Genomic DNA, 14,790 nt, shown 5'->3' with positions numbered 1-14,790 from the left:
CTGCTCATCCTTCCGCTTTAAGTTCAAAAATCACATCACGAAGCTCGGCTGCTTTTTCGAAATCGAGTGCCTTGGCAGCTTCTCTCATTTCTTTTTCCATTTGCTCGAGTACCTTCGATTTCTCTTTCTTCGTTAATTTCGTTAAGCCTTTTGTCGTTGATTCGTATTTTTCTTGGTCTTCTGCGGCAATTGTCGCTTTGATGACATCACGCACTTCTTTACGAATCGTTTTCGGTACGATGTTATGTTCTTTATTATATGCAATTTGTATGGTCCGCCTACGATTCGTTTCATCCATTGCAACTTGCATCGAATTTGTTATTTTGTCAGCATACATGATTACATGACCATTTTCATTACGTGCAGCCCTGCCCATTGTTTGAATTAGGGAGCGTTCTGATCTTAAGAAACCTTCTTTATCAGCATCAAGGATTGCCACAAGTGAAACCTCTGGAATATCCAACCCTTCACGTAATAAGTTGATCCCTATAAGTACATCATACTTTCCTACACGAAGATCTCGAATAACTTCAATACGTTCTAGCGTTTTAATCTCTGAATGTAAGTATGCCACTTTCATCCCAATCTCTTTCAGATAATCGGTAAGATCCTCTGACATTTTCTTTGTCAGTGTTGTTACGAGAACACGTTCGTTTCGCTCTGTACGTTTGTTAATCTCTTCGATTAAATCATCAATTTGACCTTCAATAGGCTTCACTTCAATTTCTGGGTCAAGCAAACCAGTTGGTCGAATAATTTGTTCCGTCATCACTGGATTATGCTCCAATTCATATGGACCAGGTGTTGCCGATACATAAACAAGTTGTTTTGTTTTCCCTTCAAACTCTTCAAATTTCAGTGGGCGGTTATCCAAAGCAGATGGAAGTCTGAATCCATGATCAACAAGGACTTGTTTTCTTGCTTGGTCACCATTATACATTCCCCGGATTTGCGGCAACGTTACGTGGGACTCATCGATGATGACAAGAAAGTCTTCTGGAAAGAAATCGAGCAATGTATATGGCGTTGCTCCGGCTTCACGTAATGTTAAATGACGCGAGTAATTTTCAATTCCAGAACAAAATCCCATTTCTCGCATCATTTCTAAATCATAATTTGTTCGTTGCTCTAAACGTTGTGCTTCAAGAAGTTTATTATTGTCACGCAACTCTTTTAGACGATCTTCTAATTCTTTTTCAATATTTTTAATCGCAATCTTCATTTTTTCTTCACCAGTTACGAAGTGGGAAGCCGGGAAGATTGCTACATGCTCTCGATCACCGATAATTTCACCCGTGAGCGCATCAACCTCACGAATCCGGTCAATTTCATCTCCGAAAAATTCTACTCGAATACAATGCTCTTCTCTGGAAGCTGGGATAATCTCAACCGAATCTCCTCGCACTCGGAATGTTCCACGTTGAAAGTCTATATCGTTACGTGCATATTGAATATCTACTAAATCACGAAGCAACTGGTCACGATCCTTCTCCATTCCCATTCGCAATGAAAGTACCTGGTTACGATATTCTTCCGGATTACCTAATCCATATATACAGGACACACTTGCAACAACTAGCACATCATTTCTTTCAAATAGAGCAGAGGTTGCAGAGTGACGTAATTTATCGATCTCATCATTAATACTTGCATCTTTTTCAATGAACGTATCTGTCGAGGGCACATATGCTTCTGGCTGGTAATAGTCATAATAGCTAACAAAATACTCGACCGCATTGTTTGGAAAAAACTCTTTAAATTCACTGTATAATTGTCCAGCTAATGTTTTATTATGTGCAATTACAAGTGTCGGGCGATTGATTTCTGTGACAACATTGGACATCGTAAATGTTTTTCCCGTTCCTGTTGCTCCAAGTAATGTTTGATGTCGTTGTCCGGAAAGAACCTTCTCCGTAATCTCATTAATTGCATTCGGCTGATCCCCAGCCGGTTTATAGCTCGATACAAGTTCAAATTTATCATCCACGGCTATTTCCTCCGATCCGTTCTATAACTCATTCTATCATATCTAATTATATATTTTAACACAAAAACGAACAAGTATTCGACTTTTTAGCTTTTTCATTAATAGTATACTACCCATTCATTGATCTAGAAAATCATTTGTCTTGTTTTTATTATGGCTTGAAAGGAAAACGCGATGTAATTTAAGTAGACTTGGTGCGATTGCTGCTGGATTTTCGTAATAAACGGAGACAAAATTTAAAGCCGATATTCCCTATACCACTATAACGTGGTCATAAGAAATTTCGGCTCTTTACATAAATACATTTTTCCTATGGTCTGCGTATCGAAATCTTCAAGCCTTTCCGTTACTTGAAAATTACGAGCTTATTCGAGACTTCTTTTGTCTGTATGGCGCAGAAGCAAACAACAGCCCAAGTTCATGGTGATCTCCTTCATAAAACGCACCTTGAACAAAACGATTTTCTCCTCGATCATCAAGTATTTCCAGCTTAAAGAACGCTCCAGTGGATTGTAATGCTTTATAAAATTGTTCCTCTGTTGCGACTCTTTTGCCATTTACTTTTACAATGGTCTCACCTATGAATATATCTAATCGTGCTGCAGGTGTTGCTGGAATAATTCCGACAATCGTTAAACCATCTTGCAATTGTCCAAAAAATGGTCGTCGCAATCGATCACCTACACGGTATTTGTAATTCAAAAATTCCTTCCCTATTATAGCGAGAATCACTGCGACAATAGATAAGAATGGCAGAAATATACTACCTGCAGCAATCGCTAATATTCCAATTCCCAATAATGTATTGAATTTGGATATCTTTTGAACTGCATGTACCGGAAAATGGCCTTTCGCCAAATAATCAAAACCTATTAGAAAAGGGATAAGAATTACACTGTAGGTTTCTTCACCAATCGAAAAATATGGCCACCAAGGGGCAAACGGTGCAATTAATCCATTTGGGATCATGGCAAAAAACGGAATCAAACTTAATTTCTTAATCCGATGTTGACCAACCCACGCTCCACGATCACTTAACGCAATGCTTGGGAATGTTGCATTTCGTTTCACGTTATGAATTAAAATTGATTCCACCAAAATCATGATTCCCAAAAGCAATGCAATACTTGTAAAATCTATAGCTGAAAGCAACAATTCTGTATCCGTAATAATTGTTTGATTTTCTAATACTAGTGGTAAAATAAACAGGATTACAAATGTAAGTCCAATGGTATAACTTGGCGATAGCAATGAAAAGCGCATTGTAATCGATAAAATAATCGTTACAATAGCTAATAACAAAATCATTTCATAACTGAACACCATCCCCGTACCAATTGTAATAACAGATATAACGAGTCCGCTTATGAGTGATGTTCCCAGCGTGTTTTTCCACTCTGAAAACACATCAAATATTTTAACTCCATAGTCCATTCTCTCTTGCTTAATCCGTCTATGCCCTGCGATAAATAATAATAAAATAGTCCAGTATACCAGTGGATTGATAAAAAACCTACCGATTCCTTTTAATAACTCAATCAGCCATGCTTCTGCCAAATCTTCTCACCTTCTTCTATGTATTACCTTTCTTTACCTATTCGATAAATATCGACCAATCTCCTGCTTTTCTTGTTAATTGGTAGAGAACAATAGAGTGCATTGCCAGTAAAGGGAACACACTATCCTGCTATGATTGTACTAACTACCTTTAATATGAAAATCCACGAGCAACACTCGTGGACTTTTCATGCACTGTTATTAATATAATGCTTTCAACGCTTCCTCCATTTGGTTATCATCGTCACGATCCCTTATCTTCTCAATAACCTGCGCTTCGATTAGTCCAGCTGTATCTTGATCAACTTCACCAGTATCGGTTAAATCATTATCAGACTGGAATGAGGAGACTGCTTCTTCTGTTTCTTCACTATAATAACCATCTGTTCGTCCTGTATCATAGCCTAATCCAGATAACATCACTTGCAGATTGGCAATTGCTTCATCGGTCTGATCAACCTTCAACGCATCTTCTTCTATTTGCACTGGATGTGTGTAATAATATTCAGGTTGTTTCACCTCAATTGTTGGCTCAACCCCTTTTTCATTAATCCACTCTCCATGTGGTGATAACCATTTAAATGTCGTTAATTTAATCGAGCTTCCATCTCCTAATGGCACTGCCTGTTGAACAGTTCCTTTTCCATAACTCGTTTCTCCAACGACATCATAGTCTAATTCTTTTAATGCAACAGCTAATATCTCAGAAGCTGACGCACTGCCCTCATTTATCAAAATGCTTATTGGGTAACCTTTTTTCTCCGTTAATTGTGAATGATAGCCTTCTCGTTCACCATCACCGTTTTCAATTTGAATATACGGAATATCTTTAGGGACAAAGAGTGATAGAATGTCCTCCGCTACATCAAGAAGACCTCCTGGATTTCCTCTAACATCTATAACTAGCCCTTCAATATTTTCCTTCTCCAAAGCTGCTAATTGTTCTTCGAATTCCTTAGCAGTATTCTCCGAGAAATTTGTTATTTCGATGATGCCAGTTAATTTTCCATCCACCATTTCTGAACTGCTATATACCGTTTCGACCGGAATCTCATCACGAACAATTGTAACCGGGAATGGATCGGAAACACCTGCACGCTGAATTTCTAATTCAACCTCTGAACCCTTTTCACCACGAATCTTAGCAACCGCTTCATTCAAGTTTAATCCTTCTAGACTTTCTCCATCTACGGTTAATACTTGATCATTCGGTCGCAAGCCCGCCTTTTCAGCTGGTGAATCCTTGATTGGCGCTACAATGGTAACAAGTCCGTTAACCATACTCACTTCTGCACCAATTCCCTCAAAAGAGGATTCAATTTGATCGGTAAATTGATTTACTGTTTCAATATCCATATAAGATGTATGCGGATCTTCTAAGGTGGAAAGCATTCCTTCGATCGCACCTTCAATTAACTGTGTATCTTCTACTTCTTCCAGGTAATTTTGTTTGATCAACGAATAGGCCTGGTTAATTTTATTTAAATCGGCAGAAGAATCTGGTGCTTCCGTATCCTCATTTGTAGAACCGTTATTCGTAATTTGATTCGCACCTTGTTCCATTCCTGAATCTTTAGATTGTGCAAACTCCACACCTGCATAAGCACCTGCGAATCCAAGAAATAAGGCAGCGACGAAAATCAATATAATTTGAGACTTTTTCAATTTCATTTTTCCACCTCTAATTTAAAATTGATGCTGTATATTAGTATATGGATCTGCCGAAAGATATACGAATAGTAATAGCATAACATTTTATTTTATGATTGACTATGGATTTAACCATCACCCAAATATGCAAACGTTCCATGGATAGTAAAAAAGCATACCTGACTTGGTATGCTTTTAAAAAGTTAATTAAGGTAATTCATTGGATTCACTGGATTTTTGTATCCGCCTGGGTGAACTTCAAAGTGAAGATGTACACCAGTAGATCCACCAGTTGTTCCCATAACACCAATCTGCTGTCCTTGACTAACCGTTTGTCCAGAGGAAACTGAGATACTATTTAAATGCGCATATACTGTTGTATATGTTTGACCATTAATAACATGAGTTATCATAACCGTGTTCCCAAAGCTCCCCAATGCTCCAGCAGTTGAAACAACACCATCTGCAGCTGCTACAATCCGAGCATCCGCTGAACTTCTCTTACCAAAATCAGTCCCGTTATGCGGTCTTATCTCGTTGTGAATCGGGTGCATTCGATTTGGATTAAATGAAGAAGTTACTGGACCGCTTGTCGGTCTGATAAACATTCCATTTCCACTAGGTGTCGGAGCTGGTGTGGAAGCAACTGTATTTGAACTTCCTGATGAACGTGAACTACTTTGTGAAGCTTTTTCTTGAGCAGCTTGTCGAGCTGCTTCCTCTTTAGCAAGCTGTTCCAATTTTCCTTTTTCTTGCTCATATTGTTGTTTTGCTAGTTTAATAGCTTTTTCTTGATCATTCAGGACTTGCTGCTCGTCTTCAATGCTCAATTTGTATTCTTCTAAATCTTGATGCTCTTCTTCAAGTTGTGCCATCAGCGTTTCTTTTTCTTGCATTTGATCTTTTAGTTGACCTTCTAACGCTACTAGCTCTTCTTTTTGGTTTTCAAGTGATTTTTTCTTATCTTCAACTGCTACTTTCTTCACTTCTACTTCTTCTTTATTCGCTTCTACTTCTTTTTTATTTTCCTGAAGTACTTTTTTATCTGCAGCCTGTGCTTCCATAATCGTTTTATCAGAATCCATAATTGTATTCACTGCCGATGTTCTGCTAATAAAGTCTCCAAAACTGCTTGCACCGAAAATAACTTCCATATATTTCATATCCCCACCATTTTGCTGAATGGTACGAAGACGTTCCTTCAATAGTGCGTCGCGTTTTTCGATTCGATCTTCTAATATCTTAATCTCTTCTTTTAATTCTTCAATTCTCTCTGTCAATTCATTAATTTTAGATGTTAATGTTTCGATTTCATTATTTGTTTCAGTTATCTCATTTTCTTTATTGCTAATATTATTTTGTGTAGAGGTTAACTCTTCATCAATTGAATTAATGTCCTGTTCGACAGTGCTCTGCTTTGATTTATTTTTATTTAATTTTTCTTCCGTATCTCTTTTATTACCTTCTAGATTATTTTTTTCATCATTCAATCCAGACTGTTCTTTGTCTAAATCGTTAATTTTCTTTTCTAAATCACCAACCGATTCTGCAGAAACATGAAACCCACTAGTTGGTATAGTCATTAAAATCAGCCCTGCGATAAGTATACTTGAAGCTACTTTTTTCACTCGTATTTCTCCTTCACCTAATATATTGCAAGTTCCTTCTTGCTTTTTCTGTTCACTCTTGTTGTCTAGGCATGCTTCATAGACGATGTTATGTTGCTTGTTATGTAAAAGCTCGCTCCGGCTGGATGTACCTCAAGAGCCGTTACGAGCAAGTCGGCTTAGACTTTTAGGAATTTACGTACACTCATGACACTTCCCCATACACCAATAATTGCACCAATTGCAAGTATCATTAATGATAGCTGCCAAGCAAATGGACTAAATGGTAGCATTTCTACAAAACTAAATGTAATTTGGTCATTGAAGTTGGTGTACAAGTAGTAGTAGCCTCCTAATATTACTGCGATCGGAACGATGGAGCCTAGAACTCCAAGTAGTAACCCTTCAACAAAGAATGGCCAGCGAATAAATCCGTTTGTCGCTCCTACAAGTTTCTGAATACTAATTTCTGTGCTTCGTGCCATGATCGTAATTTTAATGGTGTTAGAAATCAGGAAAATTGCTGTGAATACTAGAGCGATAATTAAAGCAAGTCCAATTGTCCTTGCATATTTATTAAACTCAAATAATTGTTCAACAACATCTCTACCGTAGTTTACTTGGTCAACATAATTGAACGAAGCAATTTCAGAAGCAATGCGATCTGTATCTTCAGGAACTAGCGCTCTTACGATATAAACATGGTTTAAAGGGTTGTCCTGTTCAAATAAATGCCAAGCTTCACCCTCTTCGCCCATACTTTGAATTAGTTTTTGGAGTTCATCATCATTGGAAGAGAATGATACTGTGTCCACACCTTCAATCTGTTCAATCTCCTCACCTAATTCGATAATCTCATCCTCTGTTGCTGTCAGATCTATCATCGTGTTAATTTGTACATCATCTTCAATACTCTTTGCCATCTCATTTAAGTTAAGTACTAATGCTAAGAAAACTGCCACTAAAATTAATGTTGTTGTAACGGCACCTACAGAAGCAATAGTCATCCAACCATTACGAAAAATATTTTTAAAGCCTTCACGTACATGCCGCATAAAAGTTCTAAATCTCATAGCCATATTCCCCTCTTTGCTCATCTCTAACGATCATACCGCCTTCGATAGCAATTACTCGTTTTTTAATTGTGTTTACAATTTCCTTGCTGTGAGTGGCCATGATAATTGTTGTTCCTCTAGCATTAATTTCTTCAAATGTTTTCATAATCCCCCATGATGTATCAGGGTCCAGGTTTCCAGTTGGCTCATCAGCAATTACAATCTTAGGATGATTAACAATAGCTCGAGCTATGGAAACACGCTGCTGCTCTCCCCCGGATAACTCACTCGGCAGGGAGCGGGCTTTATTCTTCAATCCCACTACTTCCAGTACTTCCATTACTTGCTTACGAATACTTTTTGGTGATTCCTCAATTACTTCAAGCGCAAATGCCACATTTTCATAAACGGACATTTTGGGTAAAAGCTTGAAATCTTGGAATACGACACCAATGTCCCGGCGTATGTAAGGAACTTTTCGCTCTTTAATGTCACCTAAATCTGTATCTCCAATAATAATCGAACCTTTAGTTGGTTTCTCTTCTCTATATATTAATTTAATAAATGTCGATTTTCCTGCACCGCTCGGGCCAACAATATATACGAACTCACCTTGCTCTATATCTACGTTGACACCATTTAATGCGGTGACACCATTGTCATATGTCTTATATACATCTTTCATTAATATCATCTAAATATCACCTTTTTTTTATAATTGTTGTTCCTAGTTGTCAATCTATGAATCTATATTTATTTCCGAATAAACCTCGAACATTTCCTACCTATTATAACATCTTTCTACAGCATTTTTAGACATAAAATTATTACAATTATATTTCAATGCGTAAATAATGTAATGTTTTTCTAAAAAACAAAAAAGCCCAATATAGGCGACTATTTCTACCTATATAGGGCTCGTTCTGTTTTAAAATAAAGTTATTGTTTTTCAGATAGCCAGCTCGTTAAAGCATCAAGATCCTCACCAGCTACATTAAGTGCTGGCATACTGCCTTTACCATTTTTCACAATATCAGCAATTTCATCTGCCGAGTATTTAGATCCTACTTGCGCTAACGATGGACCTGCACCACCAGAGAGGTCGGCACCATGACATGAAGCACAATTTGATTGGTAAACTTCTTCACCTGCGGAGGTTTCTACTGCACCATCGTTGGAATCATCCGTACCCGCATCATCTGATGCATTGTCATCACCAGCTCCACAGGCACCTAGTGCAAGCACTGCTAAAAACAAAACTGCTACTAACCATTTTTTCATTTTAAAAATCCCCTTTACACTTTATATAAAGATCACACCCCTATTATAACCCTTTTCATTTAGATTAAAACCGCTGTTACAACCGTTTACATCTCTAACTTCACTCATAACATTGCTAAATCAATAACTTTAGCGGTTTATGGCAAATTTATGAAACAATAGCAATATATTCTGCTCCACATCAAAAGGGGGCTCATTCTTATAGAATGAGCCCCCTTTTGATGTATTAGTTTATTTGTGATCTTAAGTAAGCATCAATGAAAATGCCAAGATCTCCATCCATTACAGCTTGTGTGTTCCCTGTTTCCATATTTGTTCGATGATCCTTTACCATGGAATAAGGATGAAAAACATAAGAACGAATTTGACTTCCCCAGCCAATCTCCTTCTGTTCTCCACGAATATCATCTAGCTCTTGTTGTTGACGTTCTATTTCTAATTGGTAAAGCTTTGATTTTAACATTTTCATTGCTGCTTCACGGTTTTTAATTTGAGAGCGCTCATTTTGACATGTAACAATTGTATTTGTCGGCAGGTGCGTTATACGAACAGCTGAGTCAGTTGTATTAACATGCTGCCCACCAGCTCCACTTGCTCGGTACGTATCAACCTTAATATCTTCTGATCGGATTTCAATATCTACATCATCTGTCATTTCTGGTGTCACATCACATGAAACGAATGAAGTATGACGGCGACCAGATGAATCAAATGGAGAGATACGTACAAGACGGTGGACACCTTTTTCTGCTTTCAAGTAACCATACGCATTATGACCTTTTATCAGCAGGGTTACACTTTTAACACCAGCTTCCTCACCGGGCTGATAATCCAATGTCTCAACCTTGAAGTCTTTATCCTCTGCAAAGCGTTGATACATTCGTAACAACATACTAGCCCAATCCTGTGATTCCGTACCACCAGCACCAGGGTGCAGCTCAAGAATTGCGTTATTTGCATCATAAGGTTCACTCAATAGCATTTGCAGCTCAAACTCATTGACATCCGAAATAAATCCTGCTAATTCTTCCTGCAGATCGTCAAATAACTCTTGATCATTCTCTTCTTTTACAAGCTCATAGGAAACCTCCATGTTTTCCCATCGCTCTTCAATTTCTTCAAAGCTATTCACATAACTCTTGAGGCCATTCGCTTCATTAATTGTTTTTTGGGCATTATCTTGATCATTCCAAAAATTAGGATCTGCCATTTGCATTTCTAATTCTGCTATCCGAGCTTTCTTAGCCTCTAAGTCAAAGAGACCCCCTAAAATCTTCAATTCGTGAAGCTATTTTGTCTAACTCGTGTTTAATTTCTACTAATTCCATACTTCCACCTCTTATTCAAAATTCATGTAAAGAGACTGGGACAAAAGTATTTTTATGAAGTGAAACCGAACATGATTGATGCAAATAACTCGCTCTGGAAATATACTCCGCTAAGTTTGTACATCGTTCGTCTTTAACATTAAGTACTTTAGTTATGTTCCAGCCTCTTTGTTAGCAGATATTATTTTCTGTCTGCATCAAAACAATTCCAAACCTTCTAACTGCTAATTCCCCAGATACAGTCTCCGCCAGTAAAATTCAGCTGTCTGTGCATAGAGAAGTATTATTACTGACCGTGACAGTTTTTATACTTTTTACCACTCCCGCATGGACATGGATCATTTCGACCAACGGTTTGTTTTTTCACAATCGGTTTACGTACTTTCTTTTTCTCATCCTGTCCACCAGCTACTGCTTGTGTGTTTTTCACTACTTCTTGACGTTGTAGGTTCTCTCGAATTTGAGCTTTCATAATATATTTTGAAACCTCTTCTTCGATACTCGCAACCATTGCTTCAAACATTGCGAAACCTTCCATCTGATATTCCCTTAATGGATCGTTTTGTCCATACGCACGTAAATGAATCCCTTGTCGGAGTTGATCCATTTGATCAATATGATCCATCCATTTCGAATCGACTGCTCGAAGAACAATAACCTTCTCGAATTCGCGGAACTGTTCAGGTGTAAGCTCCTCTTCTTTTTGATCGTAACGTTTGCGCACTTTTTCCATAATTAGTGCAGAAATTTCTTCAGCTTCTTTTTCCTTCAAATCTGCTTCGGAAAGATCTTCAGGATCCAGCAGATTACCATGCACATACTCAACAATGGCTTTTAGATCCCAATTTTCTTCATCATTATCCTGTGTATGGGTACCTACAACTCGATCAATCGATGATTGCAGCATGTTTTCAATAATTTCTCGAATGTTTGCATCTGCATCAATAACCTCGAAACGTTGTTTATAAATAATTTCACGTTGTTCACGAAGTACATCATCATAGGATAAAACTGTTTTACGAGCATCAAAGTTATTTCCTTCCACTCGTTTCTGAGCAGATTCAACAGCTTTGGATACCATTTTACTTTCGATTGGCTGCGTATCATCCATGCCAAGTCTTTCCATCATGTTTCTTAGGTTGTCTGAACCAAAACGGCGCATCAATTCATCTTCCATCGATAAGTAAAATTGCGTTATACCAGGATCTCCTTGACGTCCGGAACGTCCTCGAAGCTGGTTGTCAATTCGGCGTGATTCATGACGCTCTGTACCAACAACTGCGAGTCCTCCCAGATCTTTTACTCCTTCACCAAGCTTAATATCAGTACCACGACCGGCCATATTTGTCGCAATTGTAACAGAACCCTTTTGTCCGGCCGTTTCGATAATTTCAGCTTCCCGATAATGGTTTTTCGCATTTAGCACTTCATGCTTAATGCCAGCCTTTTTCAATAACTTGGAAATAAGCTCTGAAGTTTCTACCGCAACTGTACCAACTAGTACAGGCTGTCCAGCTGCATGTCTTTCCTTGATGTTCTCCACAACAGCGCGGAATTTCCCTTCCATTGATTTATAAATTAAATCTGCACGATCATCACGAGCAATTGGCATATTCGTAGGGATTGCAATAACATCCATATTATAGATATTTCTGAACTCTTCTTCTTCCGTTTTCGCAGTACCTGTCATACCCGATAGCTTATTGTACATCCGGAAGAAATTCTGGAATGTAATGGAAGCAAGTGTCATGCTTTCGTTTTGAATTTGCAGACCTTCCTTTGCTTCAATCGCCTGATGGAGACCGTCACTATACCGACGACCTTTCATTTTCCGTCCGGTAAACTGGTCAATAATAACGACTTCTCCATCTTCCACCATATAATCATCATCACGATGCATAGAGGCGTGTGCTTTCAATGCTTGGTTAATATGATGGGTTAAGGATACATTATTTAAATCAAATAAATTCTCAATGGAGAAATATTTTTCCGCCTTATTAATTCCCTCTTCAGTTAATTGAACACCTTTTGTTTTTTCATCGTACGTATAGTCTGTTTCCTTGGAGAGGGTAGCTACAAACCCATCTGCTTGTTGGTAAAGTGTAGCTGATTTCTTTGCAGACCCGGAAATAATTAGCGGCGTTCTCGCCTCATCAATTAAAATTGAGTCAACCTCATCAATAATAGAAAAATTCAAAGGACGCTGTACCATTTGATTTTTATATAGAACCATATTGTCCCGGAGATAATCGAAACCAAATTCATTATTCGTTCCATAAGTTATATCGCTTGCATAAGCTTCCCTTTTTTCTTCCTTCGATAAACCATTTCCATTTAAACCAACGGTCAATCCAAGAAAATTATAAAGTTTCCCCATCTCGGTTGCATCACGTTCCGCCAAATATTCATTGACAGTAATGATGTGAACACCTTTATCAGACAATGCATTTAAGTATGCTGGCATCGTGGAAGCGAGCGTTTTACCCTCACCTGTTTTCATTTCAGCAATATTACCTTCATGCAGGGCCACTGCCCCAATGAGCTGAGAAGCAAAAGGCCGCATACCAAGCACACGTTTAGAAGCCTCACGGACAACTGCATATGCCTCCACTAGTAAATCATCAAGTGTCTCCCCATTTGCAATCCGTTCTTTAAATACCTTCGTTTTATTTTGTAAATCTGTATCAGAGAGTTTTTCAATCTCTGCTTCCATTGCTTCTATTTGATCTACTTTTTTTTGTATTCGATTCAATTGCTTTTGATTACCGTCACCAAAAATCTTCGTTAAAAAACCAGCCATATGTTAAACGCTCCTTTAGAAAACTCGACATTCGTTAAAGGGATTCGTACGAAAGCGTTCTTTGCTTTCTTAGAAACCCTTATACTTTGGAGTGCTTTGCCTCCTAAGCGAATGTCTTAGTTGCACTTATGCAAATAGGAAAGTTTAATACTTTCCTATTTGACAAAAATCAATACTATAATCCACTACTTATCATAACACTTTCCAATAATGTATGACAACTGACTAGGCATTATATAGCCCTATATTCTAAAAAAGAAAGCAGACTGGGGATAGTCTGCTTTCTTTAAGGAAGGAAAAAATCGGGGAGAGTATTGCTCAGGATTCATTGCCTATTTTTCTTGACCTGAGAAAAACTCGGTAACTTTTCGGTTCGTAGCTGCAAGAATTTCAAGCAGCTGGGTAATTGTAGCTTCATGTTGTTGTACTTGTGTTACCAATGCAAGAAATCTTCGTTCATCCTCTTCATTCACACAAATACCTCCTAGTTCGTTTGATTCATTTATAACATCTATATGAGTCAAAAGACTAATCGCCATTTTTAAATTTCAGACTTGTATTCGACAAAAAACAGTGACAAAAAGAGAGTTTTAGCATAATAAATAAATTCTTTTCCCTTATTTTCAGACAAAAATTAACACTAAAATACAAAATCAGCATTTCGTTCTACATTTTTCGACATTGTATCATATAGGTTAGCTAAAAGCCTGCATAACCGGGATTATTTCAGAAATAAAAACGACCCCAAATTTGGAGTCGTCTTTATTTCTCTAACTTTATTTAAAATACATTTGGTTCAATTAATCCATACTTGCCATCTCTACGTCGATATACAACGTTTGTATCACCAGATTGGTCATTTGTAAAAACAAAGAACTCATGACCAAGCATATCCATTTGAAGAATTGCTTCTTCTGAATCCATTGGTTTTAAATTAAATCGTTTTGTTCTTACGATTTCGATTTCATCACTTTCTTCTTCAACAGCATTTGCACTTTTTTCCATTTCAGCAAAAGCATATTTAGGTGCACCATTCTGTCTGGTTTTTCGATTTATTTTAGTTTTATATTTACGAATCTGTCTTTCTAGTTTATCAACTACAAGATCTACAGCAGCGTATAAATCTATGTGTTGAACTTCACCGCGTAATAATAGATTTGTCATTGGGATTGTAACTTCAATTCGTTGTTCATCATTATAGACACTTAAATTTACATGTACATCGGACGTTGGAGCATCATCGAAGTATCTTTCTAGCTTGCTGATCTTTTTTTCAACGTATTCTTTAATTGCTCCAGTCACCTCGAGATTTTCACCACGAATGTTAAATTTCATAAAAGTGTCCTCCTTTATTCTTTATAGTTTTATTATACTACGTTACCACCAACTTTTCCTGTTTAAACCTTCCGGAAAATTTGCTGTTTTTTGTAAAATCATCTGTAAACCGCATGATATCAAGCATTAGGAGATTTACATTTTATTAATATAATTTACAAAAAAATATTAAAGTTAATATATAAATAAA

At 37.4% G+C, this 14,790-nt stretch carries 11 protein-coding genes; all 11 read right to left on the bottom strand.

From position 1 onward, the window contains the following. Positions 1–4: 4 nt before the first annotated feature. The 11 genes from uvrB to hpf all read right to left on the bottom strand — a co-directional run bounded on the left by uvrB (position 5) and on the right by hpf (position 14,600). Complete coding sequence (gene uvrB, locus D1B32_RS13565; protein ID WP_095311170.1) at positions 5–1,987, bottom strand: excinuclease ABC subunit UvrB; 1,983 nt, start codon at positions 1,985–1,987, stop codon at positions 5–7. A 357-nt stretch (positions 1,988–2,344) separates the two neighbouring features. After that, entirely contained in the window at positions 2,345–3,544 is a 1,200-nt protein-coding gene (locus D1B32_RS13560; protein ID WP_118889667.1) for a PDZ domain-containing protein, read from the bottom strand. A gap of 201 nt (positions 3,545–3,745) precedes the next feature. Then, positions 3,746–5,215: a S41 family peptidase gene (locus D1B32_RS13555; RefSeq protein WP_095311167.1), complete on the bottom strand. Its 1,470-nt coding sequence runs from the start codon at positions 5,213–5,215 to the stop codon at positions 3,746–3,748. Positions 5,216–5,397: 182 nt separating this feature from the next. After that, positions 5,398–6,822: a murein hydrolase activator EnvC family protein gene (locus tag D1B32_RS13550; RefSeq protein ID WP_118889666.1), complete on the bottom strand. Its 1,425-nt coding sequence runs from the start codon at positions 6,820–6,822 to the stop codon at positions 5,398–5,400. Positions 6,823–6,980: 158 nt separating this feature from the next. Next, positions 6,981–7,874, bottom strand: coding sequence for a permease-like cell division protein FtsX (gene ftsX, locus D1B32_RS13545; protein ID WP_095311163.1), 894 nt, complete (start codon positions 7,872–7,874; stop codon positions 6,981–6,983). Beyond that, positions 7,864–8,550: a cell division ATP-binding protein FtsE gene (gene ftsE, locus D1B32_RS13540; RefSeq protein ID WP_095311162.1), complete on the bottom strand. Its 687-nt coding sequence runs from the start codon at positions 8,548–8,550 to the stop codon at positions 7,864–7,866. Before ftsE ends, ftsX begins: the two co-directional genes overlap by 11 nt. 245 nt (positions 8,551–8,795) lie before the next feature. Further along, entirely contained in the window at positions 8,796–9,137 is a 342-nt protein-coding gene (gene cccB, locus D1B32_RS13535) for a cytochrome c551 (protein ID WP_095311160.1), read from the bottom strand. A 226-nt stretch (positions 9,138–9,363) separates the two neighbouring features. Beyond that, positions 9,364–10,465 (bottom strand): peptide chain release factor 2 gene (gene prfB / locus D1B32_RS13530; RefSeq protein ID WP_118889665.1). Its coding sequence is split into 2 segments (ribosomal slippage): positions 9,364–10,392 and positions 10,394–10,465, totalling 1,101 coding nucleotides; the frame shifts between segments, so codons are not numbered across the junction. Between the two features lie 286 nt (positions 10,466–10,751). After that, complete coding sequence (secA, locus tag D1B32_RS13525; RefSeq protein ID WP_095311158.1) at positions 10,752–13,265, bottom strand: preprotein translocase subunit SecA; 2,514 nt, start codon at positions 13,263–13,265, stop codon at positions 10,752–10,754. 332 nt (positions 13,266–13,597) lie between these two features. After that, positions 13,598–13,738: a hypothetical protein gene (locus D1B32_RS23810; protein ID WP_158586268.1), complete on the bottom strand. Its 141-nt coding sequence runs from the start codon at positions 13,736–13,738 to the stop codon at positions 13,598–13,600. Between the two features lie 307 nt (positions 13,739–14,045). Beyond that, positions 14,046–14,600: a ribosome hibernation-promoting factor, HPF/YfiA family gene (hpf, locus tag D1B32_RS13520; protein ID WP_095311157.1), complete on the bottom strand. Its 555-nt coding sequence runs from the start codon at positions 14,598–14,600 to the stop codon at positions 14,046–14,048. Between the last annotated feature and the right edge of the window lie 190 nt (positions 14,601–14,790).

Source organism: Oceanobacillus profundus, assembly GCF_003515705.1.
GTDB lineage: Bacteria > Bacillota > Bacilli > Bacillales > Amphibacillaceae > Oceanobacillus > Oceanobacillus profundus.
The sequence above is the reverse complement of the archived record's forward strand: the minus strand, read 5'-3'. Positions and strand labels throughout refer to the sequence as shown.

Coding starts and splice junctions, on each gene's coding strand:
- D1B32_RS13555 (WP_095311167.1), bottom strand. CDS start 5,215: ATGAAATTGAAAAAGTCTCAAATTATATTGATTTTCGTCGCTGCCTTA.
- ftsX (WP_095311163.1), bottom strand. CDS start 7,874: ATGAGATTTAGAACTTTTATGCGGCATGTACGTGAAGGCTTTAAAAAT.
- ftsE (WP_095311162.1), bottom strand. CDS start 8,550: ATGATATTAATGAAAGATGTATATAAGACATATGACAATGGTGTCACC.
- cccB (WP_095311160.1), bottom strand. CDS start 9,137: ATGAAAAAATGGTTAGTAGCAGTTTTGTTTTTAGCAGTGCTTGCACTA.
- secA (WP_095311158.1), bottom strand. CDS start 13,265: ATGGCTGGTTTTTTAACGAAGATTTTTGGTGACGGTAATCAAAAGCAA.
- hpf (WP_095311157.1), bottom strand. CDS start 14,600: ATGAAATTTAACATTCGTGGTGAAAATCTCGAGGTGACTGGAGCAATT.